The following is a 25,211-nucleotide window of genomic DNA, read 5'->3' as shown; positions in this document are numbered from 1 at the left end:
AAAATACGGGTATTTTTTATTAATAATGGAACACTGTTTGCATTCTTTTTGTAGTTATTTAACCAATTAATTAATGGAGAAGTAAAATGTCAGAAGAAAACGTTCAGGCTTTTTTAGATAAAGGTGCAGATGACCGCAAATTCCGTGTAAAGTACGACAACTGTTTTTCAATGGAAAAATTTTGTGCCATGGCAAAGGAAGATGGTTTTGAATTTACTGTGGAAGACCTCCAAGCAGTATTGAAGACGAATGGAGATTCTTTCGATTCGTATGGCAATCCGCCAAAGAAAGGAATTTGGGTATAACCGCCACGGGCTGATCTGGTCCATCGGACACCCCGGATTCAGCCCACAACAAAACATGAAATCAACCTGAATAACGGATTTAGGCGTTCACGCTGTCCATTCGGTCCACGGCAGCATTGCTATTCTGGTAAAAATAATTCTGCAGTTATCAATAATTAGGATCAAATCAACGCGTTGATTTGATCCTAATTATTGCTTTGTTTACATCAGAGGCGTGTTGGGTATAAGTTCCCATATACCGCAGGGGCAGGCCCCTTTGCAAAATCCGCATCCAATGCATTTGGATTCATCGACCACGTATTCAAAACCGGTTTCCTTTTCCTTCCGGCTGATGGCCGCTTCTGGACAAACTGCCACGCAGATACCGCAATCCCTGCAATTTCCACAGGAGGCACAGTCCTCACCGCACGATTCTATATTGTCGGCATCCTGCCTGGGGTTATAATAGGTCAGACTTACACGCCGGGTATCGATCATGGGGGCAAGGCTTTCGATATCCGGCACCTGGCCCTTGAGGAGCTGATCAATGACCGTAGCTGTCCGTCTGCCTGCCCCGATGGCATCGGTGATAAGTCCGGGACCTACAGCATCCCCAATCGCAAAAACCTTTTCATCCGAAGACCGACCGGCTTCATCCACCTTGACAAATCCTCTATTAAGCTCAATCCCTTCCCCAAGGAAGGAGAGATCAGGCACATCTCCAATGGAGATCACCACTGTATCGGCCGGCAGAATTTCTCCACTCTGAAGTTCAACCCCTTTGGCATTAATCTCTTTGGTGAATAACGGCCAGCGGAATTGAGCACCGCATTTTTCGGCATCCTCTCTTTCCTTGCCGAATGCAGCCGGTTTCTGGACATCAATAAGGGTTATATCAACAGCACCCAGTCGATGGGCTTCAGTGGCCACATCACAACCCACATTACCGGCACCGATGACCACGATCTTTTTGCCTGGTTTTATCTTGTCCGCCTTGGCCTGCTCAAGGAAATCATTGGCAAAGAGGGCCCGCTCCACCCCCTTGATGGGAAGGGATCTGGGTTTTTTTGCACCGGCAGCCACCACAACATAGTCATGGCTGTTTTTTATCTCATTGAACTTTTCCGCATCAATTTTCTCTCCCAGTCTTATATCCTTTATATAAGACTTTATCCGGTCAAGTTCCGCATTCAGGGTATCGGCAGGAATTCGGGATTCAGGAATTACAGCAGAAATTTTTCCGCCAATGGTCTTACCGGCTTCAAATATCGTGACGGTGTGTCCTTTCATGGTAAGTTGCCAGGCAGCAGAAATACCACCCGGGCCGCCACCGATGACAGCCACTTTTTTATGGGTTTCTTGGGCCGGTTTTGGCGGTTTGATATTCTGGGCAGCCTGCCCCAGAAGACGAACATTGATGGGTGCCATATAGGACATATTTCGGGTACAGGATGCCATACACGGGCTGGGACACAGGTGACCGCACACAGTGGCCGGAAACGGGGAGTACTCAAGACCCATGGATATGGCTTCGTCAATATTATCAGCCCGGACCATGGCCCAGCGCTGCTGGACCGGAATTCCGGTGGGACAGGATGCCTGACAGGGCGAGATATATTTTCCCTGTTCCCAGACCGGGACATATCTTCTATACTCACCTCTGGTAATAACCGGTATGGTACCCTTTTGCGTTTCCTGAAGATCTCCTATCAGACCGCCGCGGCCAAGCTCCATATCCCAGATCTGCTCCCTGAACCACGACATGGACTTTCGATCCGGCCCATCTGCCTTTTCCTGGGGATTTTTGGCTTCAAACAACCGCCACGCTTTTCGTACAGCCAACTCTTTAAACAGATCCGGCTGTTTGATTTTCTTCAAAAAATCCTTAAGACCCAGGGTCAGCCATTCCCACTCCTTATCATCAAGGTCCACTTCCTTGGCATCCTTGTCGGAATAACTTTGGGCCTGGCCACGCACAAAAACCTTTCCGCCCACCATGCCTACCAGAGGCCTGTAGCCCAGAAGCTGATCCGGATTAGGGGCGTTTACACCACAGATAACAGCAATGCCGCCTGCCATAAATTCACCGAAATAATCGCCTGCCGCCCCCAGTACCCACAACTCGGGGGGTTCAAATCTGGGGTTACGCTTGGTCATGGTCATACCACGGGCGCCAATACAGCCGCCCACAAAGACCTTGCCCTGGGCTGCGCCGTTCATGGCTCCGTTGGAGGCCGATCCATGGACAATAATTTCAGCACCGGCATTGAGCCAGCCAATATCATCCGAGGCTGGACCCATGACCTCTATTCTGGTATAGGGTGTGCCCAGAGAGCCTGTGCGCTGGCCGGAGTGACCAATGATACGGATCTCCATCGTGTCGGGGGCTGACTCCCAGAGTCGTCCGCCAATGCCGTGCTGACCAAAAGCCTGGATTTCAAGCTTTCTGTTGCCCTTTTTGGCGTGCTGTTGAATAATCTCTTCAAGAACCCGCGAGGAGATCCGTTTTTCGTCTCGTTTACCTGCTACAAAAATATAGTCGCTTCTTTTCATATCCCGTCCTCCTTTACACCACGTACTTGATACTGAGGCGGTCAGCAATGTTTTTATCATCAATTCCCAGTGCATCGGACATGCCGATGGGAAGGGAGGTGGAGCGTCCCAGGGGTGCTACAATTTTTTTGAGCTGCGTGTCAAAAGAGACAAAAATATCCACCAGACGCTGGGCCACATCTTCGGGATCAAGGCGGCGGTATAGCCTTGGATCCTGGGAGGTGATCCCCTTGGGACAGATGCCCAGGTTGCATACATTGCACCGGTCTTCTTCCGTGCCTACACAGCCGGCTGCGGCCTGCATCACATACTTTCCGATCTGGACCCCGGATGCCCCGAGCATAATCAGGGCTGCTGCATTCGCGGCAATGTTCCCGTTTTTACCAATACCACCGCCGGCAAAGATCGGGACCTCATTCTGTTTGCCGATGGATATCAGATTCAGGTAGTTGTCCCGGACACTGCTGGCGATGGGGTGCCCCATATGGTCCATGGAAACGGCGTATGCAGCACCGGTGCCGCCATCTTCGCCATCAATGGCAAGTCCTGCCGCATATTCGTTACGCGTCAGGTTGTTCATAACTGCAAGGGAGGTGGATGAGGCGGAAATTTTTGGATATACCGGAACCCTGAACCCCCATGCCATGGACATGGACAGGATCATCTTGGCCACGGACTCTTCAATGGAGTACTGGGTCTGATGGGTCGGAGGACTGGGCAGACTGACACCCTGGGGTACCCCCCGGATAGCGGCAATTAACTTATTGACTTTATGCCACATCAAAAGGCCGCCGTCACCGGGTTTTGCACCCTGACCGTATTTGATCTCAATGGCGCAGGGATCTTCCTTCATGTGAGGGATGGCGTGAATGATCTCATCCCAGCCAAAATAGCCCGAAGCAATCTGCAGGATGACATATTTAAGAAAACGGGAGCGCAGTAACCGCGGCGGACAACCCCCTTCGCCGGTACAGATGCGGACGGGCATGCCCATCTCTTCGTTCAGGTAGGCAACCCCCATCTGCAAGCCTTCCCACATGGTCGGGGAGAGTGCGCCAAAGGACATGCCGCCGATGATCAAAGGATAAATCTCCCTGACCGGTGGAATCCAGCCCTTTTCCCGCAGTTGTTTCATATTTTCCCTGGGGGGAAGCACCCGTCCTAACAGGGTACGCATCTCAAATTCATGACGCCCGGCATCCAGGGCCGGATCCGTGAGCATGGAAATTCTGGTAAACTTGATTCTATCGAGTACCGATCCCGAGTCGTTGCGCCGTCCACCCCTGCGCCGGGGAACACCATGCTGGTTAATATGAAATTTCATCCTGTCCAGGCCCGGATTTTTCTTGGGCCGGATGGCATCATTGGGACAGACCAAAGTGCACATGGCGCAGCCGATGCAGGCATTTTCAACCCGGGTGTCCTGCCGGATACCGTAAAAAGTATCATAGGCATTACTTTGCTCGGCATTTTTGCCCACAGACGTCTTTATAATCCGTTTCTGGAACGGATGAAGGGAGATGGCCTTGACCGGACACACAGCGGTACACTGACCACACAGGGTACACCGGTCATTATTATATTCAATCTGCCAGGGCAGATCGTTCAGACTTAAAGAGGAAGGTTCAAGGGTTCTGTTTGACGACATATATTTACCTCCTGCCGCTCAGGGCTTACAATGGCTGTATCAAGGTGCATGGGTTGAATATCCATGGTTTTGTCTCTGTCAGGTATAACGACGTCCAGTCCGCAGATCTCCGATGAAAAGGCAAACATACCCGGCTTGCCTCCCACCACGCCGGGCCGCAGTTTCTTGCGGTCCTGAACCATAAACATGGAGTGATCCGGCAGGGTGCCGATAACCATATTGGGGCCGTCGATAATTAAGGGGCGGCAGGTTTTTTTCAAATGATTCAGAAATTCGAAATTGGGATGCCTCTCAAGGGCATCGCGCTGGAGTGGTGTGATCACATGTTTATACCCGTCAATGCCTAAGCCCAGCTCTTCCATGGCAAAGTGAAGGATATGGGCAAACACCTCGGAATCGGACTGATAGCCCGTATAACCAGGGACGTCCCGTGAGGAGAGAAAATCCTTGATGGGGATAAACGCCGTGTTTTCACCATTGGTCATGGTGCAGTACCCCTTGATAAAAAAGGGGTGGCAGGCGTAAAGATTAATGGCGTAGTTGGTGTTCTGCCGCCCCTGGGCCATGATAATCCTTGCTTGAAGTTCTTTTCTGTCAAGGCCCAGGTATTCGGCCAGTTTCATGGGATCTCCGATCTCTTTGATCATGATGGTATCCGGCCAAAAGGAAAACACGATCATGTCATTTTTCTCTTCACCCATCTCCCGAATCTTAAGTCGTACCTCCAGAAGTTTTACGGCCAAGTCTTCCTGGGTCAATGCATCCCAGCCTTCGGGAAGTTCATAGGCCCTGATCAGATAGACATGTCGTCTGGGAATACCTTCTATCCGGGTTTTCGGTGGTTTCAAAGAGACTTTATGCTTGGTCATGAAACCAAGATCCATCATGAAAAGGTCCAGACGGCGGATGCCTTCTTCAGTAAAGATCCCCGACAGGATCGGGGCATCTTTCATCTCTTCAAAGGTGCCACCAAGGCCCTGGAGCAAAAGCCCCACGCCGGAGCCATCGTGCCCTTCCTTCATCACGTCAAGGGCTTTGATGGCCAGCATGGGCGACTGAGGTTCCTTGCTGGTGATTGCAAACAGACGACACATATTTTTAACTCCTTATGGTCTTTATCTTTAAGCAGCCAAAAGACTGCGGGTCAAAATTTCGAAAATAAAAGATTAAAGACACTTATTACGACTGTCAATCTTTATTTTCCCAACAAAAAATGTTTGTGGACAGGGTGCCATGCAGGAATACCGACGACGTCAAATAAATATTTAAAAAATTATATTTTACCCATAGAAACACACCTATATTCCATTAAATACAAATATGAAAAAATTTCACTATTTATAAAATACAAATATGAAATAAACTCGTTGTTATGTATTTTTTACACACAAATAGAGCCATAGAAAATTACCTAATTTTTAATTTTAGAGGGAATTGAAAATCCGGCACGTTTATAAATTGAATCTATTTTGTGAAGGTCCTGCTCCAGTCTCTCACCAGGGTGTATTTTGCCCAGCCATCTGGTTCTTTTCATCTGGTTATCCAGATACCAGCAGATAATAGGAACATTGGCACCTTTGGCAACATACCAGAATCCGGTCTTGATTGTGGAGACCGACTTTCGGGTACCTTCGGGCACCAGTGCCACCACCAGATCCTCATTTTTTTCATATTTCTTAATCACGCCGTCCACAAATCCGCAGGACTTGTCTCGCTTTACCGGAATGCCCCCAAGACTTTTTAAAAAAATTGACATGGGAAAAAAGAACCACTTGGATTTGATCAGCAGTTTTGCATTAATCCCGGCAATTTTGATATAGGTAAGGGCACGGACCGTGTCCATGTTGGTTGTATGGGGAAAACCAATGACCACACATCTGGATTCCCAATAGGCAGGCAACGGATCGTAAGTCCAGCCCATCCTTGCATAAATAAATTTGCCAAGGGCACTGAACAAAAATGGGAAAGGATTAATATTCATCGTATCTCTATATTAAGGATGTTTTCGTTTGCATTAAATTGACATCAGTGTCTGTTTTGAATAAAACCAGATATTATCTTAAATAGACACAAATTGACAAACACAATACAATTTAATTGAACCTTTCATATAAACAAAATAAGGAATTGACACGTGATCACAGCCAATGAGAATTACAACAAACTGAATGCATCATATTTATTTGCCGACATAGCCAAACGGGTTCAACTATACCAGGAGAGCAATCCCGACAAAGAGGTGATTCGGCTTGGCATTGGTGATGTTACCTTGCCGCTGCCCCCTGCTGTTATTCAAGGCTTTAAAAGAGGTGTGGATGAAATGTCCCAAGATGCCACATTCAGAGGGTATGGGCCGGAGCAGGGATATCTGTTTTTAAGACAGGCGATTGCAGCCGTTGATTTCCAGTCCAGGGGTGCAGATATCGATGCCGATGAAATTTTTGTGTCCGACGGGGCCAAATGCGATACCGGCAATTTCCAGGAACTGTTCTCCAATAATATTACCATTGCCATTCCGGATCCGGTCTATCCGGTGTATCTGGATACCAATGTGATGGCCGGCAGAACCGGTGGGTTCAAGGACGGACGGTACCAGGGCATTGTTTATATGGATTGCCTGAAAGAAAAGGCGTTTATGCCGGATCTGCCCGACGCCCCCGTGGATCTGATCTATCTTTGTTTTCCCAACAACCCCACAGGCGCCACTGCCACCCGGGATCAACTTGCCGCCTGGGTGGATTATGCCCGGGAAAATAAAGCCCTGATCCTCTTTGATGCCGCCTATGAAGCCTTTATCCGGGATGAGAATCTTCCCAGAAGCATTTATGAAATCCCCGGAGCCAAAGAGGTTGCCGTGGAATTCAGAAGCTTGTCCAAGACAGCCGGTTTTACAGGCACCCGATGCGGGTTTACGGTGGTGCCCAAAGCTTGCATGATCTATACGGCCAACGGCTCCAAGCTCTCTTTGCACGACATGTGGAACCGTCGGCAGTCCACCAAGTTCAACGGCGTCTCCTATCCGGTGCAGAAGGCAGCCGAAGCCGTTTACAGCCAGGAAGGGCAAGCCCAGATCAAGGCAAACATTGATTATTATCTGGCCAATGCCCGGGTGGTCCGCCAGACCATGACAGAGCTTGGGTTTGACCATGTAGGCGGCGAAAATGCCCCATACATCTGGATTGACGGCAATGGCCGCGATTCCTGGGAATTCTTTGATCTCCTGCTCGACAAGGCGGGCGTGGTCTGCACTCCGGGCCAGGGGTTTGGCCGGTGTGGGGCCCAGTACATAAGAATTTCTGCATTTAACAGTCCTGAAAATGTAGCCAAGGCCATGGCCCGTGTAAAAGACGTTTTAAAAAAACGATAATCTAACAGGGTTATAATGGCTTTTTAACCCTTGCCTGGCAAATTTTTTTCTGTAAGTTTCCTAAATTCTTTTGTCATGGAGGTAAATACAGAAAATGGCACAGGTTTCGCAAGTATTTTCGGACAGCTATATTCCTTTGGACAATGAACCCTATATGAACAAGGAACAACTCTCTTATTTTAAGGGCAAACTGATGCAGCGAAAGAATGAGCTGCACAACAGAATTACCAAATCCATAAAAAAAATTAAAACCTTTGAAGCCACCCAGGCCGATATCCTTGACCGGAGTAACTCATATATTGACCTGGAACTTGAGTTCAAAAATTTTAAACGCCATTCGGATATGATTGTGCAGGTGGATCACGCATTAGAGCGTATTGATGACGGAAGTTTCGGATACTGTGAACTGACCGGCGATGAGATCGGGTTGCCGCGGCTGGAAGCGATACCCTTTGCCAGCATGTCCATCAAGGCGCTGGAAGAGTTTGAAGCCGGACGGGGAAATATGTTTCTCACAAATTGATACTTAATCGTACCCCTGCTCTTGCGCCAAACTATGAATTGAGCACGAGCAAAATCAAGCAAAAATCCCTGCCGAACCAATGTCCGGCAGGGATTTTTGCTTACTTAAGTATGGGATTTAACCGCTGAATCTTAGCGTTTAGTAGGGATGAATTTCAACCCTTCTGTTCAGAGAACGGCCAAAGTCTGTACTGTTCAGGGCAACAGGTTTATCAAAACCAAAACCTGTGGTGGCCAGGCGGTCGCGAGAAATACCTTTGTCTTGCAGGTATTTGGCAACGGAGTTCGCACGTCTCAGGGAGAGGCCCATGTTGTATTTCTTGGTACCGATATTATCGGTGTGGCCCTGGAGTTCAATACTCATTGCAGGATTTTTTTCCAAAATTTCATAAACGGCATCAAGCTGTGCAAACGCTGCAGGTTTGATCACGTCTTTGTCAAAATCAAACAATACATTATCAAGAATCCAGCAGCCAACTGCATTGACTTTTGCACCTGCGGGCGTTCCGGGGCACTGATCATCGGGATCAAGTACGCCGTCACCGTCGCTGTCCATGGGTTTAGGAGCAGCAGGAGCAGCAATGCCTCTTTCCAGGAAAACCTTTTCAACAAAAGCAGCCATTGCTTCGGGATCCATCAGATCACCGGCGTTCATCAGACTCGCGCAACCGCCAATACTTGCAATCTGAGAAAGGAATGCAGTACCTTCTTCATCATTGCCAACCTGAATGGGGTAATAGCAGATAGCATCGCCATACTGTTCTTTAACGGAAGTGGCCTGTGCTGCGTCAGCTTTCATGTCCAGACCGTCGGAAACAATAATAACGGCTGTTTTTCCGGAAAGGCTTTCGAGGTCAGTGCCCATGGCCAACATGGCAGAACCAAAGGGGCTGTAGCCGCCGGCTTTTGAGATCGCACCGAGTTTTTCAGCCAGGGCTGCAGAGTTGTACTCTTCCATGCCGTACAGCAGTTCAGTCTCGTTTTTAGAGATGGAATCTGCATGCCCAAAACTTCTCAAACCCGCAATCTGTCCGAGTTCAGGAAGGGTCATGTTCATACGTTCTACAATGGCTTTGGCAACCATGAATTTGGGATTACCCATGCAGTCGTCTTCCATGGAGCTGGAGGCATCCAAAATAATAACAAAATTATCCACTTTGGACCGATACATGGACGCATCAAATTGTTTGGCGGAAAATGAAGGAAGCCCTACAGGTTCCTTAGCCGCACAACCAAACAGAAAAAGGACGGCGGTAATGGTTAAAAAGGTTTGCACGAAACGTTTCTTGTTCATCTGATCTCCTTTTTTTCAGAATTAGTGTTAAATTCTTGTTAGAACTGGTGATTACCCGTACAAAGAATTTGGAATATTCTACAAAAGAAAACAAATGAAATCAACTGTTCTTTTTCAATATGAGGTAAATGTGAAGCCCCTATAACCTTGCAATTTCAAGCAAACAATTATATACGTCCAGGCTTGGTTCATAACTTTCTAATTTACGACAACACTCAAGTCAGGATAAGAATATGGAGATTTATCAAGGTATAATTTTAGGTATCCTTCAGGGGCTTACAGAGTTCCTGCCGGTAAGCAGTTCAGGCCATCTGGTTCTTGGACAAATCTATTTCAACATTACTGAGAACAGCCTTATTTTTGATATATCCGTACATATGGGAACACTGCTTGCAATTTTTATTGTATATTTTAAAGATATCAAAGGAATTTTAAAAAGCCTGCTATACTACGCCGGAACCCGGAACACTTCCGGGCATGAAACAAATCTGGCCCTGGCCGCCGCCATTGTCGTTGGTTCAGTACCCACGGCAATTATCGGATTCTCCCTGAAGAAATTTGAAGACGTTCTGTTTACCTCTTCTTTACTGGTGGGGACCATGCTTATCGTAACCGGGGGCCTTTTGTGGGTATCCAGACGTTACTACAGAATCGAAAAGGGTGAACAATTGACCATTTCAAGGGCCTTTATCATCGGCATAGTCCAGGGGCTTGCCGTTATTCCCGGCATTTCCCGGTCCGGATCCACCATTGCCACCGGACTTTTTACTGGACTGGAAAGAAAAACAGCAGCCCGGTTCTCCTTTCTTTTATCCATCCCCGCCATTCTCGGCGCCCAGGTGATCAGCGTAAAAGACCTGGTAGAATCCGGGGGCCACATTGACCCCGCCACCATTTATGGTACAATCGCTTCATTCATTGTTGGGCTGGCAGCATTAAAACTCTTATTAAAGCTGGTGAATACCGGAAAGTTTCATCTTTTTGCGCCCTATTGCTGGCTGGCCGGGATTCTGGCGCTTGTTTCAAATTTTATATAAGGGAGGTTACTATGCATCCTGGAATATTCAGGGAATATGACATCCGCGGCATTGCAGGAGAAGAGATTTCCGAACAGGACGCACATGCTGTAGGAAAGGCGTATGGATCAATGCTCATGGGACAGGGCCGAAAAAAAGTATCTGTTGGTCGGGACTGCCGCATCACTTCTGAAGCCTATTCAAAGGCATTTATTAACGGGGTATTGTCCGCAGGATGCGATGTGGTGGAGATCGGTGTCTGCCCCACCCCGGTTCTCTACTATTCTATTCATCAACTTGATCTTGAAGGCGGTGCCATGATTACGGCCAGCCACAATCCACCGGAATACAACGGGTTCAAACTGATGAGCGGGCTGGATTCCATCCACAGCCACGGGCTGCAGGATATACGCAAGATCATTGAAAACAAGGCATATACCCGGGGCCAGGGCACGCTGACAAAAGCAGATGTAATTTCTCCATACATAGCCATGATCCAGGAGAACATCACGCTGAAAAAGACCATCCGGGTCGGCATTGATGCCGGCAACGGCACCGGCGGCATCACTGCGTTACCGGTACTGCGGGGACTGGGCTGCCAGGTCCATGAGATTTACTGCGATCCGGACGGCACCTTTCCCAACCACGAGGCCGATCCCACCCAGAAAAAAAATATGACAGACCTGATCGACCTGGTGAAAAAATATAATCTGGACCTTGGCATCGGCTATGACGGGGATGCCGACCGCATTGGTGTAGTGGACAGATTCGGCAACATCATTTACGGGGATCAGCTCATGGTGATTTATGCCAAAGAGATTTTGTCCCGCCATCCCGGTGCCACCTTTATCTCCGAAGTCAAGTGCTCCATGGTTATGTATGATCAGATTGCAAAGATGGGCGGCAACGCGATCATGTGGCGTACAGGCCACTCCCTGATCAAACAGAAAATGAAGGAAGAGAATGCGGCCCTGGCCGGAGAAATGAGTGGACACATGTTTTTCAAGGACCGCTACTACGGATATGACGATGCCCTGTATGCCTCCTGCCGCCTTCTGGAAATCATGGACAGCACCGGCCTTGGTGTGGACGAGTTAATTAAGGATCTGCCCAAAACCTTTACCACGCCGGAGATCCGGGTTGACTGTCCGGACGCGGTCAAGTTCAAGGTTGTGGAAAAAATAGTGGCATTGTATAAAGCCCGGCAAAAGGTCATTGACATTGACGGGATGCGGGCCGTCTATGAAGACGGATGGGGCCTTGTGCGGGCCTCCAATACCCAGCCGGCCCTGGTGCTTCGCTTTGAGGCCCTGACCCAGCCCCGTCTGCAAGAGATTAAAACAGAAATTGAAACGGATTTGAAAAAAATCATTGAGGACATGTAATTAAGCTTTATGCAACTATCCCAGCCCCAGCAGGACGCTGTTGATCATACCGGCTCACCGGCCCTAGTGGTTGCGGGAGCCGGTTCCGGTAAAACCAGGACGCTCACCGCTAAATTTTCTCACCTTATTGCCACCGGCCATGCCCCGGAGCGCATTCTGGCCATCACCTTCACCAATAAGGCGGCCCAGGAGATGAAAACCCGCCTTATGGAGATGACCGGTCTTCACCAAATGCGCTTTGAATGGGTGAGGACCTATCATTCCGCCTGTCTGATGATCTTGAAACGCCATTGTCAGATCATGGGGTACACCCCGCCGTTGCAGGTGTTCACCGTGTACCAGCAGGACAAGCTGATCAAGGAGCTGTGCGTAAAAAATAATATTGACAAAAAATACGCAAACCGGATTCTTTCATCCATTTCCCGGGCCAAGAACGACGGCGATCCTGCCAAATATTTTGACCGCAAACCAGGGTTCTTCAACATTCGCATGGCCGATATGTTTGCCCAGTTTGAAGAACGCCTGGCGGAAATGAATTGTGTTGATTTTGACAACATCCTGCTTAAGACCCGGGACCTGCTCCGGGACAATGCGGATGTCCGCAATTTTTACCAGGATCTTTTTTCCTACATCCTGGTGGATGAGTACCAGGATACCAACAACCTGCAGGAGGAGCTGACCTCGCTTCTGTTAGGGGAGCACCGCAACCTGTTCTGCGTAGGCGATGACTGGCAGGCCGTATATGGATTCCGGGGCTCCAACGTGAATCACTTTTTACGGTTTGCACAAAAATATAAAGATGCAAAAATTTTCAGACTGGAGGAAAACTACAGATCCGCCGACGAGATTGTCCAGGCAGCCAATGATCTCATTGACCACAACCCGGACAAAATGGAGAAACGCTGTTTTTCACAGAAAAAAGGCGGGGTGGTGGAGATCTATGATTTCTTGTCCGATGCCCATGAAGCCGAGTGGACTGCCAGGCGTATCCTGGGTCTGAACAAACAGGGTCAGGGAATCCCCTTTGACAGGATGGCCGTGGTCTACCGGACCAAATTCTGCTCCCTGCCCTTTGAAAAGATCTTCCGGGCTTTCCGCATTCCCTACCGCCTCATGGGCTCCCAGGGCTTTTTTGAACGCATGGAAGTCCTGGACATCAACTCCTATTTAAGTGCCTCGTTTTTCCCCAATGATGACCTCTCCTTTGAGCGGATTATCAATACGCCCAAGCGGGGGATCGGTCCTGCCATGATTAAGAAGCTTGCCGACCTGCGCCCCCAGGGCGCAAGCCTTCAGGGGGCGGCACGGATCATGGTCAAGGACCGGCTTGTGGCCAAAAAGATCCATGAAAACATGTCCGAGGCCCTGGATATCCTGGACACCATCCATGACATGGCCCCGGCCATGGCCATGGAAACCGTCATTGACCGCACCGGGTATTATGACTATTTAAAAACGAAGACAAAAACAGATGGGGAATTCATTTCCAAAAAAGAGAATATCGAACAGCTGATCCACACGGCCCGGGCCAAGGATACCATGCTGGAATACCTGGAAGAGGCGGCTTTGATCCGGGAGGACAAGGACGAAGACGACCAGAACGAAAACGGGGTAGGCCTGCTCACCATTCACTCGGCCAAGGGACTGGAGTTTGACGTGGTGTTCATCGCCGGGTGCGAAGAGGGGCTGTTTCCGCACTGGCGCTCCATTGACGAAGGCGACACAGCCCTGTTTGAGGAACGCAGGCTCATGTATGTGGCCATGACCCGGGCCCAACGTTTTTTGTACCTAAGCCACGCCAATTACCGCAAAGGCGATTTTGCCACCCCCAGTCGGTTCATTGATCAGGTTCAGGAATGCCTGGCCTAGGGCCCAGGCGCCAAATTTGTACTATGGATCTGTTTTTCGGCATACGCGAACCCGTGTCCCAGGCTGTTGCCCGGATCATACACCGTGGATGCCGGGCCATCCCTTCGAACCACAAAAAGGTCTTCATCACCCTTTTTTTCATTATTTTTATTACGGTTACCGGGGTGGGCATTGTGGTCCCCCTGCTGCCCATCTACGCCCATGATCTTGGTGCGACAGGCATTTATGTGGCCATGATTTTCGGGGCTTTTTCCCTTTCCCGGGCGGTTTTTCTGCCCTGGTTCGGCACGCTTTCAGATAAAAAGGGGCGCAAACCCTTTATCCTGGCAGGACTTTTGACGTACATGCTGGTGGCTATCGCCTTTATCTGGACCACCAATGTAGAAGGACTTATCGCCATTCGCTTTATCCAGGGGGCAGGCTCTGCCATGATCATGCCCGTGGTCCAGGCCTATGTGGGGGAGATTTCCAACGTAGGTACCGAAGGATATGCCATGGGGCTGTTCAACCTTTCCATGTTTTTAAGTCTCTCCCTGGGACCGGTGATGGGGGGCGTGATAGAACAAATCTGGTCTTTGGACACGGCATTCTACTGTATGTCCGTACTCTCCGCCCTGGGCGCAATCCTGTGCCTTATCTTTCTGCCGCCTTTGTCCAAAGAGCAGATTCGAATCAATAAACGCGCACCGGCATCCCTGACCGTGGTGATTCGGGACCGGGAACTGGCCGGTCTGGTGGTTTTCAGGTATGCCTACACGGCCTGCATCGGCATTATCTGGTGTTTCATGCCCCTGTATGCCGGCAAGACCTTTGGCCTGGCCGGCGGAAAAATCGGATTGCTTGTAACCGCCGGAGTATTTGTCTCGGGTCTCTTGCAGGTGCCTATGGGCTATGCTTCGGACCGGTGGAACAGGAAAATCATGGTGATTATCGGCGGCATATTGTCTGCCGCGGGTATTGTATACCCGTTCTGGGCGGCTTCATTTTTGGATCTGTTTGCAGGTGTCTGTCTCTTCGGGTTGGGCGGGGGGATTGCCATGCCGGCCCTGACAGCCCTTGCCGTGATTAAGGGTGAACAAAGGCAGGCCATGGGATCCGTGATGGCCATTTTAACTTCCGCCCACTCCCTTGGCATGTTCACAGGTTCGGTCATGGCCGGCCTGGCCATGGACTTTTTCAGCCTTTCCTATGCGTTTCCCTGCGGAAGCGTTGTCATGGCATTGGGCGTTCTTGTCTTTCCTGTCCTGTATCGCCGCCGATAACCTGCTTTTTTTATTTCTCCTGCCATACCGGCGGACGCTTTTCAAAAAAAGCCGCCACACCCTCCTTGGCATCACTGGTATCGCACAATCTGGCAAAGGCTTCGTTCATGTACGCGAACTGGGCTTCATAGGGCATATCCCGGGATGCATAAAATGCTGACTTGGCGATTTTAACAGCCAACGGACTCTTTTTTGCCAAATCGCGGGCCCAGGCAAGGGCTGCCTCATCCAGATCTTCCCTGGGTACCACCCGGTTGATAAGCCCTAACTCCAAGCCCTGGTCTGCCGTGACCAGTTCACCGTAAAGCAGCAGTTCCAATGCTTTTTTTTGTCCAACACACCTGGCCACCGGAATCACCGGCCCCACGCAGTTTAATCCCACGTTAATAGCGGTCAGTCCCATTTTTATGTTATCGGCGGCAATGGCCAGGTCCGATGCCGCCACAAGGCCCATGCCGTTGGCTGCCGCCACCCCCTGCACCTGGGCAATCACCGGGGTCTTTAATTTGGATATCAGCACCAGGGGGGCTTCCATTTTCTCAATCCATTCACGATACTGATTCGTTGTTTTACCTTTGAGTTCATTTACATCAATACCGGCACAAAATGCCCTGCCTGCACCTTTGATAAGAATGACCCTGACATCGGGGGCAATCTCAAACCCTTTAAGTGCATCATACAACTCTTCAGCCATCTGACTGGAAAAAGTGTTCATCGCCTCAGCGCGGTTCAGGGTCACACAGCCCACATGGCCGTCAAGGGTCTGTGCAATAATGGTGTTGTATGCCATAACGGACCTCCTCTATTATTTTTCAGGGATGTAAGGGATTAAGCCTTTTTCATAAAAAATATCCTGCATCTCTTTTGGCACTTTTTTAGATTTTTTTTTCATGAATTTTCCTTAATCGAGTCTTAGGTTTCAACACAAAAGATGAATAATGGAGACACCCAGAAACACAATAAACGTATGTTTCTGATATCTTTCAAACCATGGGATGCGACTCAGGCGGGTGCCGATCTGCCCGCCCACGATTACCCCGCTGCAGGTTGCAAACAGCAGATAGGTACCATGCGGCCAGGACGCATACCCTAACCAGACACTGATGCCGGCCAGAAAAAGGTAAAACAGGATGGTGACAAACATGATGAGCAGACTGGTGGCCACGGCCCGGGAGGTCGGCATTTTGAGCTTAATCGTCATATGGGGAATCAGCCAGTCCGTGTTGCCGATGCTTAACAGTCCAGTGAAAAATGAAGACAGGATGACCACAGGATAACTTTTGGCATAGGTAATCGGCGGGTTGATACCAGGGGACGTGTCAATAAAAGAGATCCGATATCTCAAGGATTGGATGGTTCGAATCAAGAGATAGACGGCAATAAGCACAAAAATATACAGCAGAAGCTGTTCGTATCCCCTGGAGATGTAAAAACTGGATAAAAATCCCAGGGTCACACCTGCAAGTGCCATGGGAATAAATGCGGTGGCTGCTTTTACGTCTACCATGCCGTTAAAAAGATAGGTCAATGAGCCGGTGCCTTTGCCGGCTATCTGGGTAAATATTGAAATGGCAACAGCCTCCGAAGGCCTGATTTCCAAAAAGGTCAGAACCGGTATCCAGAGAATACCCCCGCCTACGCCGGTGAACATCACCATAGAGCCCACGCCGATGGCCAGAAAATGGACAAACATAAATTTGGAAAAGCTCAATGGAATCAATGCGTTAAAAAAAAAGAAGAGAAAAAAAACATATGCAGTGTCCGCCAGCATCCAAAAACCAAGATGTTTAGGCATCTTGAACAGCAGGGGCCATATCTTCATCAGTCAGTCATCCTTATAACGGTCGCAAGCCGTTTTTCGCCTTTCATGTTTGAATATTTGTGTTGTAGTCTATACAAAAAGTTCGGCCGGGACAAGTTTCTCTTTCAGCTGGTTTGATTTTTATGCGTGCCGGAATTTTCAACCCTTCCTGACGTAGTCTCTACCCCTTTTTAAAACGAATATGTTACGCCGGATTCAAGGATATGAGTCTGACAATTCAGAGAAGTCTTAAATCTTTGCAATGCATAATCACAGGTATCGTGGGGAGAAAGAAATATATGTTTGGGGCAAACAGCGTTCAGATTCTCAATGGTTTGTTCGAGATCCTGTTCCGTGATTTTTTGCCATGGCGGTTTTCCCGTCCCCCAGATCATCTGAACCTTGAGGCCGGGTTTGCGAAGGGGACTGTCAGTAACAGGAAAGTGAAGCCCTCCGCCAACGGCATATATGGGATCATCTGAAAGGCGTTTTGCCATCTGAATAATGGTTTCAATGGTTGGATGGCCGCATCCGGTAATCACAACCATCCCTTTATGCTTAAGCCGGGCCACAATGGCCTGCTCTTCGGTCAATCCCATAAAAAAAAGGCTCCTTGACAGGGGACCGGTGGAGGCGATTCCCGCCGGCAGCATCCGGGGGCCTTGAACAATTTCGGTTTCAAATCCGTCGGCTCCCACCTCGGCTGGTGCAAAACAGGCCATTCCATTACCTTTACCAAATGCCGGGGGCATGGCGATCTGATTATTGCGAAACGCTTTAAATCCCCCCATATGATCCGGATGCAGGTGGGATATTACCAGTGCGTCAACCTGGTTAAGTTTAAAATTGAGCTTTGCTGCATTGTGGGCTAACGCCGGCATTTCAGAACCGAATCCCAGATCAAAAAGTATAGACCCCTTATTCGTTTTGATTACATAGGAGACGCCTGGTGCCCCCAAAAAACCTGGGGCGGCTTTATGCTCGAGAAGTACGGTCAACTCAAACTGCTCAAGCTCAGGCAGCTCCAGACAACTTGCGTTTTCTATCCGCGCCTTATTTAAATTCCGCGATTCTTCAACATTACGTTTATAGCGTCGATTCTTAACGAAAAGCATGGGAAAAAGAACCGGAGAGGCTAATCCTAAAACCGGCCACCATGCAGGAGAAATTCTTTTGGACATTTGAAGCCTCCTTTGTTTGATAAATAATAGGCGTAAAATCAAATTTTAAAGTTGATTTTACGCCTATTATTTTAGGACCGCAAATTTTATAAATTGAATAATCTGACTTACCCTTTGGCGCAATTTATTATTTCTGCGGTCCTAAGAGGATTTTAATAATTAAAAAATCCTTTGCCGCTTTTGCGACCGAGCCGGCCCGCACGAACATACTTTCGCAGCAGTGGAGTAGCCCTGTACTTAGAATCTTTGAACTCTTCATAAAGAACATCCATGATCGCCAGACAGACGTCCAATCCAACCAGGTCTCCCAGGGCAAGGGGGCCTATGGGATGATTGGCACCCAGTTTCATGGCCGTATCAATATCTTCGGCACTGGCAACGCCTTCGGCATAGATGGCGGCGGCTTCGTTGATCATTGGAATCAATATTCGGTTCACCACAAACCCAGGTGCTTCATCTACCTGTACCGGCTGTTTGCCAAGATCCAGGGCCAATGCCTTTACAGCGTTAAAGGTCTCGTCAGACGTGGCAACCCCTTTGATGATCTCTATTAGCGCCATGACAGGTGCCGGATTGAAAAAGTGCATGCCGATCACTCTATCCGGACGTTTTGTGGCCGTGGCCACCTCGGCAATAGAAAGGGAAGAGGTGTTGGTGGCCAGGATGGTTGAAGGTTTGCAGATATTGTCAAGTTCACTGAAAATCTGTTTCTTGATCTTCATATTTTCCACGGCAGCTTCCACCACAAGATCGCAATCCTGCGCATTTTCAGGATCTGTGGTGCCGATAATCCGGGAGAGAATCGGCTGGATCATAACCTCCTCCAATTTGCCCTTGGATGCCAGGCGGCTCAAATTTTTCGAGATGATCGAAATGCCCTTGTTAACAAATTCTTGTTCAATATCCCGCAACACCACCATATAGCCGTTAACGGCAAAGACCTGGGCGATTCCGGCCCCCATGGTGCCGGCACCGATTACACATATTTTTTTCATATACTTATGAGCTTTCATCAAATCACTTGTTATTTAGTCATATTTTCCACGATCATGGCCATCCCCATCCCCCCGCCAATACACATGGACACAAGTCCTGTGCCGTATCCTTTACGCTTCATTTCATGGATCAGGGTAACCATCTGCCGGGCCCCGGTGCAACCGATGGGGTGGCCCAGGGAGATGCCGCTGCCCAGCTGATTGGCAAATTCAGGATCAATATTCAACTCTATCATGCACCCGAGAGCCTGGGCCGCAAAGGCTTCGTTCAACTCAATGATCTCCATGTCACTTATGGACATGCCCGTGGATTTCAACACCCGGCGCACCGCGGGAATCGGCCCCAGCCCCATATATGCGGGATCCACACCGCCTGTGGCAAACCCTTTGATCTTAACATAGGGCGTTAGCCCAAGTTCTTTGGCCTTGTCAGCGCTCATCATCACCACGGCGGCACCACCATCGTTGATGCCCGATGCATTGCCCGCCGTAACAGACCCATCCTTTTTGAACACCGGTTTCATCTTGGCCATCTTTTCCATGGAGGTTTCCATGGGCCGCTCATCCGTGTCGACAATCACCTCGGCCCTGCGGGTACGGGTGATCACCGGCACGATCTCCTCTTTGAACGTGCCGTTTGCAATGGCAGCCCGGGCCCTTGCGTGGCTGAGGCAGGAGAGCTTGTCCTGGTCATGCCGGGAAATATTGTAAAGTTCGGCAATATTCTCAGCTGTCACGCCCATATGGTACCCGTTAAAAATTTCAAAGAGACCGTCATACACCATCAGGTCATAGATCTCCCCTTTTCCGGATACCTCCATGCGGTATCCCCATCGGGCACTCGTCATGGCCATGGGCGCGTTACTCATACTCTCCTGGCCGCCGGCAATCACCACTTCGGCCTGCCCGCTCATGATGGATGAAGCGCCAATGGCAATGGACTTCAGCCCTGACCCGCAGATTTTATTCACCGTAAAGCCATAGGTCTCCTTGGGCACACCCGCCCGGATCATGGCCTGCCTGCCGGGGCTTTGCCCCTGTCCTGCCTGCAGCACATTTCCCATGATCACCTCGTCGACAGCAATGGGCGTGGCATCGGTGTTCCAGTTTGCGTAACCTTTTTCCAGATCGGTCATGCCCCGGTCTCTTAGTTTGTCCGGTGCAAAGGCCATCATCTCATCACTGACCTCGGGCCGAAGCCCTGCCCTTTCCAGGGCGGCACGGATAACGACGGCGCCCAGGTCCACTGATGAAACAGTTTTCAACACCCCGCCAAAACTGCCGATGGCAGTTCGGGCGCCGCTGACAATCACTACATCTTTCATAGAACCTCTCCTTGTTGTAAAACCCTGCTACTTGCTTCCAAAGGCAGCCTCATCCATCTCAACCACAGCATTGTCACACGCTTTAAGCGCCTCCATTTTTCCAGCGGTGGCCGCGAGGATCTGGTTGATAAAAAAGCGGGCAGTCTTGATCTGTCCGTCGTAGAAGATGTTGTCTTTTTTCTTTTTGCCCTTGTTGGCTGTGGCAGTTGCGGCCCGCCACAAAAGCATCCAGGCCATGGCAAGGTCCCCTGTAACCTCCATGAAGGGGTATGAAAAGGCATACGCAGTCAAAAATTCATCCGACCTGGACTTGACCTGCAGTGCCGCAGCCACCTCGGTGTAGGTACTGAAAAACCCTTCCAGCCGGGCCGTGAGATCCTCAAGACCGTCGACTGCTTTGGCATCGGCAATGGTTTTCTTGATTTCAACCAGTAGGGCGTTGAAAGCTGCCCCCTTTTTCATGGAGAGTTTGCGTCCTAAAAGATCAATGGACTGGATGCCGTTGGTTCCCTCGTACAGCATGAAAATTCTGGAATCCCTGAGCAGCTGGGCCACGGGGAACTCCTCAATAAAACCGTAACCGCCGTAAATCTGAATTCCCTGGTTGCATACATCAAAGGACTTGTCCGTACCATATCCTTTAACAATAGGCGTCAGGACCTCCAGTAGATATTCATAATGGGTTTTGTGCTCCTCATCCGTGGATACGGCAACCAGGTCATGACACATGGCGCAAAAGTAGTTGAGGCTGCGCAACCCTTCCACATAGGCCTTCATGGTAATCAGCTGGCGTTTCACATCAGGATGACGGATGATGGGCACTGATTTTGAAGTGGCCGGGGCTTTGAGTTCCCGGGACTGAATCCGTTCCCTGGCATAGTTCAGGGCATACATATATGAGGCCGACGCGTTGGCAAAACCCTGGAGCCCCACCATCTGGCGGGCTTCGTTCATCATCTCGAACATCGCGGCCACGCCTTTATTTTCCTGCCCCAAAAGGGTGCCGATACACCCTGATTTGCCCCCCAGGGTCAAGGAGCAGGTCGCATTGCCGTGCAGACCCATTTTGTGCTCAATGCCTGTACACACCACATCGTTGAATTCCCCCGGGCTGCCATCAGCATTCACCCTGAATTTGGGTGCCAGGAACAGGGAAATACCGGCAATGCCCTCGGGCGCGCCTTCGATCCTGGCCAGAACCGGATGGATGATATTTTCCACCATATCGTGCTCTCCGGCGGAAATGAAAATCTTGTTGCCGAACAGAGAATAGGTGCCGTCCCCGTTTGGTTTGGCCGTAGCCTCCACAGCCGCAAGGTCGGAGCCCGCGTTCGGTTCGGTCAAAAGCATGGTGCCGGACCATTTCCCGGAGAGCATATTTTTAAGATAAATCCGCTTTTGATCATCCGTGCCGAACTTCTCCACAAGCTTGGCTGCCCCATGGGTGAGCATATTGTAAAGCATAAAGGAATTACAAGCTCCGTAAAAATATTCATTGGCTGCCATGGCAACGGTATGTGGCATCCCCTGCCCGCCCCATTCGGGATCATCGGTCATTCCCAGCCACTCACCTTCATTATACGCGGCATATACACTGTGAAAGGCATCGGGTACTTTTACTTCACCGGCATTGAAAGTGCAGCCTTCGTCACTTATCGTTTGAAGGGGCAGGATCTCTTTAATTGCAAGATTTCTGGCTTCGCTTACGATTAAATCAACGGTCTTTTTCCCGAACTCGGCAAAGCGTTCATCCTTGCTTAATTTGTCCACATCCAGTTGTTCGTGTAATACGAAATCCACATCCCGTCGATCTGCAATCAATTGTGCCATAAGACTTTTTCCTCTATCAAAGCGTTTAAGGTTACAGGCGGTGACAGGCGTACTAGTTTTTCACACCCATGGGTCCTTCAAAAAAACTGAACGACTGTTCTAAAAGCCTTGGATATGGCCAGCAAAAACCAGACCAGCCCGCCACACTATTTGGCAATCAATTGATTTAAAATGGTATTTATCTATTTTTGAATAGTTGGCAGGCGAGCAGGCAGACGGACATACGTGGCGATAACGCCACGAAAATTAAGATCACAGATGTAAGCATAACCAATTTTGTTTAAATTTCAAAGCATTACATAAACGTGGCTATACAGCCACGTTTTGAGGCTATTCCAATCCAAGTTTTTTCATCTTGGTAAACAGGGTCTTTCTGTGAATTCCCAGTGCAAGTGCCGTCCTGGCCTTTTGCCAGCGGTTCTCCTCCAGGGCGTTCAGGATAATCCCCTTTTCAAAGTCCGCCACAATCTCATTCAAAGACCCGCAAAGATCATGGGATTCCCGGACAAAACCGACCTGTTCCTGGGCGTCTGCCCCACAATCAGACGAAGTCTCCATGAAATCAATTTTCCCCAGGGTCATGTAACGGTGAAGGACGTTCTGAAGTTCCCGGACATTTCCGGGCCAGTCGTGCAGGAAAAAGGCCTCCATAATTTTGCCTCCCATGGGGAGAATCTGCCCCTGATCACCAAAGGCGGATAAAAAGTAGTCCACCAGCAATGGAATATCCTCCTTGCGTTCCCGCAGGGCAGGCAGCCGGATCGGGATGATGTGTACCCGGTAGAAAAAATCCTCCCGCATCACGCCTTTTTCCACCAGGTGTTTGAGGTTCTTGTTGGTGGCGGCCACGATCCTGAGGTCGGGTTTAATCACCCGGGTACTGCCCACAGGGGTGTATCCCCCGCCTTCAATGGCCCGGAGCAATTTCACTTGAAGATTGGGTCCGACATCTCCGATTTCATCCAAAAACAGGGTGCCGCCGTCAGCCGTCCCAAGAAACCCCTCCTTGTCCTTTTCAGCGCCGGTGAATGCCCCCTTGCGGTAGCCGAAAAATTCACTTTCTATAATATGTTCACTGATGGCACCGCTGTTGACGGGCACAAACTGTTTTTTACTGCGCTTGCTCAAATTGTGAATCGCCCGGGCCACCAGCTCTTTCCCGGTTCCGGATTCGCCATAGATGATAACAGGCGCGTTGCTTGCGGCCGCCCGTACCACAAGCTCATACACCTTCTGCATGGCCGGACTCTTTCCCACGATGTTTTCGAACCGGTACCGCTCTTTCATGGCGGATCGAAGAACGATGTTCTCATTTCTGAGCAGATCCGCATCTTCGCTGATCTGCTCTTCCCGGCGCTTTCTGTCGGTGATGTCCAGATGGATGGTCTGGGCTTTGACAATCCGCCCCCGGTTGTCATAAACCGGAGACTGGATAGACCAGTACCATCGGCCGTCCCTGGGACTTTTCAACTCCCATCTGCGGGTCTCGCCTGAAAGAACAGACTCAAGCCGACACCCGACACAGGGGGAGTCCAGGCCGTGAATCAGCCTGTAGCATTTTTCACCCACCCCGCTTCGACCGGCTTTTTCCTGCAGCGTGACATTCATGAACTCAACCCTGTAATCTTTTGATGTAATATAAATCAATCCCTCAAAGGTACGAATGATATCACTGAGCTGGGCCTCACTTTGCCGCAGGCGGTTCTCGGCAAGTTTTCTTTTTGTAATATCCATAAACGACGCAATGCTTCTGCCGGTTCCGGGAATCATGCCCACCTTCATATCGATATACCGAATATCCCCGGAGGTGGCAAAAATCCGGCATTCGTACTCGGTGGGAATGCCGGAAAGGCCCTTTCGTCGACCGTAATGGTAATTTTGCATCATTTCATTGTCGCCGGGCACCACGAACTGGGACCACCTCATCCGGTTCTCGATTTCATTTCGCTCAAGTCCCACCAGGGCCATAAATTTGGCATTCACATGAAGAATCATCATATCCGGATCAATGATGATGGTTCCGGTTCCCGTGTTTTCAAAAACGCTGTGGTACATCTCTTTTTGGCGGGTCAGTTCCAGGATCTGTTCTTCAACGCCCCGGTTCCTGTGCATCCGGTCCAGGGTTTTGCCAAGGTCTGCCGAAAGCTCTTCTAAAACCAAAAATTCCAGGGGGTGCGGCACATATCCGCTGGGGGCATAAAAAACCTGACACCGGCCCCCTTTTTCACAAGGGTCATTTATGGGAAAGTACAACGCCGTGGCCAGGGTCCCGCTTTTCATGCCAAGGCGTTTTTGCACGGATTTGGGAAAATCAGTATCCGTGACTCTTTTAAGGCTTTTTATTTTTGGGTTTACACACCTCCTGTGAAAAGGGGATAAATCGTCTATACCGCTATGGGGTGTACAATTGTCACCGCTCTCCAGACCGGATTCAGGATAGAAAACAGATTTGAAACAAACCGTATAATAAGGCGTATGGCTTTCCACCGCACTCACAATTTCATCCAGGAGTCCGGAGGCATCAGCGGTATGTAGCATGGCCCGCCGGCATAGACTGGAAAATGTGAACAACCACATCATATCCGCCGGAATCCGGGCTGTTTGACCCAATATGTCATGTTTGGCCTGATCCGGGCCGGGTTTTGTTTTCATAGCACATCTACAGAAATCAAGCGGTTTAAATTTCAGAAAATTTGTGAAAACTGGTTCTTATTTTCATAAGATCAATTGGAGATTAAACATTCCCTGCCCCAAAAGGCAACTATAAATTTAGGATCATCTTGTATTTACACCATATCCGTAGCCAGTTTGTTTCAACCAGGTGTGCCCGGAGACCGAGGGTGTCCATCATCCGTCAGATGACAGTCGGTCGGTTGAAG

The 25,211-nt window shown here is 49.6% G+C and carries 19 protein-coding genes; 7 read left to right on the top strand and 12 right to left on the bottom strand.

Features of this window, described 5'->3' with window-relative positions:
- Window positions 1-86 precede the first annotated feature (86 nt).
- Complete coding sequence (locus DESPODRAFT_RS04370; RefSeq protein WP_004071661.1) at window positions 87-305, top strand: Nif11-like leader peptide family natural product precursor; 219 nt, start codon at window positions 87-89, stop codon at window positions 303-305.
- A gap of 201 nt (window positions 306-506) precedes the next feature.
- Here DESPODRAFT_RS04370 and DESPODRAFT_RS04365 read toward each other — a convergent pair whose 3' ends face one another.
- From DESPODRAFT_RS04365 to DESPODRAFT_RS04350, 4 genes are all read right to left on the bottom strand, one after another.
- A complete protein-coding gene (locus DESPODRAFT_RS04365; RefSeq protein WP_004071659.1) occupies window positions 507-2,837 on the bottom strand; it encodes an FAD-dependent oxidoreductase in 2,331 nt (776 codons plus the stop codon).
- Between the two features lie 13 nt (window positions 2,838-2,850).
- A complete protein-coding gene (locus DESPODRAFT_RS04360) occupies window positions 2,851-4,485 on the bottom strand; it encodes a glutamate synthase-related protein (RefSeq protein ID WP_004071657.1) in 1,635 nt (544 codons plus the stop codon).
- Window positions 4,449-5,579 carry a class II glutamine amidotransferase domain-containing protein gene (locus DESPODRAFT_RS04355; protein WP_004071655.1) on the bottom strand — a complete coding sequence of 377 codons (1,131 nt, stop codon included), beginning with the start codon at window positions 5,577-5,579 and terminating at the stop codon, window positions 4,449-4,451. Before DESPODRAFT_RS04355 ends, DESPODRAFT_RS04360 begins: the two co-directional genes overlap by 37 nt.
- A 317-nt stretch (window positions 5,580-5,896) precedes the next feature.
- The gene (locus DESPODRAFT_RS04350; RefSeq protein ID WP_004071653.1) at window positions 5,897-6,466 is read right to left on the bottom strand and encodes a 1-acyl-sn-glycerol-3-phosphate acyltransferase; all 570 of its coding nucleotides are present in this window, start codon (window positions 6,464-6,466) and stop codon (window positions 5,897-5,899) included.
- A 153-nt stretch (window positions 6,467-6,619) separates the two neighbouring features.
- On the opposite strand from DESPODRAFT_RS04350, the gene DESPODRAFT_RS04345 reads away from it, so the two are divergent.
- Both DESPODRAFT_RS04345 and DESPODRAFT_RS04340 read left to right on the top strand, forming a co-directional pair.
- Complete coding sequence (locus DESPODRAFT_RS04345; RefSeq protein ID WP_004071651.1) at window positions 6,620-7,852, top strand: LL-diaminopimelate aminotransferase; 1,233 nt, start codon at window positions 6,620-6,622, stop codon at window positions 7,850-7,852.
- A gap of 94 nt (window positions 7,853-7,946) precedes the next feature.
- On the top strand, window positions 7,947-8,375 hold the full coding sequence (locus DESPODRAFT_RS04340) for a TraR/DksA family transcriptional regulator (RefSeq protein WP_004071648.1): 429 nt from the start codon (window positions 7,947-7,949) through the stop codon (window positions 8,373-8,375).
- A gap of 138 nt (window positions 8,376-8,513) precedes the next feature.
- Here the strand turns inward: DESPODRAFT_RS04340 and DESPODRAFT_RS04335 are convergent, their stop codons facing one another.
- Complete coding sequence (locus DESPODRAFT_RS04335; protein WP_004071646.1) at window positions 8,514-9,668, bottom strand: OmpA family protein; 1,155 nt, start codon at window positions 9,666-9,668, stop codon at window positions 8,514-8,516.
- Between the two features lie 233 nt (window positions 9,669-9,901).
- Here DESPODRAFT_RS04335 and DESPODRAFT_RS04330 point away from each other — a divergent pair, with 233 nt between their 5' ends.
- Genes DESPODRAFT_RS04330 through DESPODRAFT_RS04315 form a run of 4 tightly spaced genes read left to right on the top strand, consistent with a single transcriptional unit; the run spans window position 9,902 to window position 15,200 of the window.
- Entirely contained in the window at window positions 9,902-10,705 is an 804-nt protein-coding gene (locus DESPODRAFT_RS04330; RefSeq protein WP_004071644.1) for an undecaprenyl-diphosphate phosphatase, read from the top strand.
- 11 nt (window positions 10,706-10,716) lie between these two features.
- Window positions 10,717-12,069 (top strand): phosphomannomutase/phosphoglucomutase, encoded by a 1,353-nt coding sequence (locus DESPODRAFT_RS04325; protein ID WP_004071643.1) that lies wholly within the window; start codon window positions 10,717-10,719, stop codon window positions 12,067-12,069.
- Window positions 12,070-12,078: 9 nt separating this feature from the next.
- Complete coding sequence (locus DESPODRAFT_RS04320; protein ID WP_004071642.1) at window positions 12,079-13,938, top strand: ATP-dependent helicase; 1,860 nt, start codon at window positions 12,079-12,081, stop codon at window positions 13,936-13,938.
- Between the two features lie 23 nt (window positions 13,939-13,961).
- Entirely contained in the window at window positions 13,962-15,200 is a 1,239-nt protein-coding gene (locus tag DESPODRAFT_RS04315; RefSeq protein ID WP_040015840.1) for an MFS transporter, read from the top strand.
- Window positions 15,201-15,210: 10 nt separating this feature from the next.
- Here DESPODRAFT_RS04315 and DESPODRAFT_RS04310 read toward each other — a convergent pair whose 3' ends face one another.
- From DESPODRAFT_RS04310 to DESPODRAFT_RS04280, 7 genes are all read right to left on the bottom strand, one after another.
- Window positions 15,211-15,990, bottom strand: coding sequence for an enoyl-CoA hydratase/isomerase family protein (locus DESPODRAFT_RS04310; protein ID WP_004071640.1), 780 nt, complete (start codon window positions 15,988-15,990; stop codon window positions 15,211-15,213).
- Between the two features lie 129 nt (window positions 15,991-16,119).
- Window positions 16,120-17,022, bottom strand: a complete 903-nt coding sequence (locus tag DESPODRAFT_RS04305) for a sulfite exporter TauE/SafE family protein (protein ID WP_004071639.1) — start codon at window positions 17,020-17,022, stop codon at window positions 16,120-16,122.
- Between the two features lie 170 nt (window positions 17,023-17,192).
- Window positions 17,193-18,182, bottom strand: a complete 990-nt coding sequence (locus DESPODRAFT_RS04300) for an MBL fold metallo-hydrolase (protein ID WP_004071638.1) — start codon at window positions 18,180-18,182, stop codon at window positions 17,193-17,195.
- 152 nt (window positions 18,183-18,334) lie between these two features.
- A complete protein-coding gene (locus DESPODRAFT_RS04295; RefSeq protein WP_040016180.1) occupies window positions 18,335-19,177 on the bottom strand; it encodes a 3-hydroxybutyryl-CoA dehydrogenase in 843 nt (280 codons plus the stop codon).
- A 29-nt stretch (window positions 19,178-19,206) separates the two neighbouring features.
- Complete coding sequence (locus tag DESPODRAFT_RS04290) at window positions 19,207-20,502, bottom strand: thiolase family protein (RefSeq protein ID WP_004071636.1); 1,296 nt, start codon at window positions 20,500-20,502, stop codon at window positions 19,207-19,209.
- Between the two features lie 27 nt (window positions 20,503-20,529).
- The gene (locus DESPODRAFT_RS04285; protein ID WP_004071634.1) at window positions 20,530-22,332 is read right to left on the bottom strand and encodes an acyl-CoA dehydrogenase; all 1,803 of its coding nucleotides are present in this window, start codon (window positions 22,330-22,332) and stop codon (window positions 20,530-20,532) included.
- 330 nt (window positions 22,333-22,662) lie between these two features.
- A complete protein-coding gene (locus tag DESPODRAFT_RS04280; protein WP_004071633.1) occupies window positions 22,663-24,984 on the bottom strand; it encodes a sigma-54-dependent Fis family transcriptional regulator in 2,322 nt (773 codons plus the stop codon).
- Between the last annotated feature and the right edge of the window lie 227 nt (window positions 24,985-25,211).

The organism is Desulfobacter postgatei 2ac9, assembly GCF_000233695.2.
GTDB classification, from domain to species: Bacteria; Desulfobacterota; Desulfobacteria; order Desulfobacterales; family Desulfobacteraceae; genus Desulfobacter; species Desulfobacter postgatei.
This window is presented reverse-complemented; position numbering and strand designations above follow the sequence as displayed.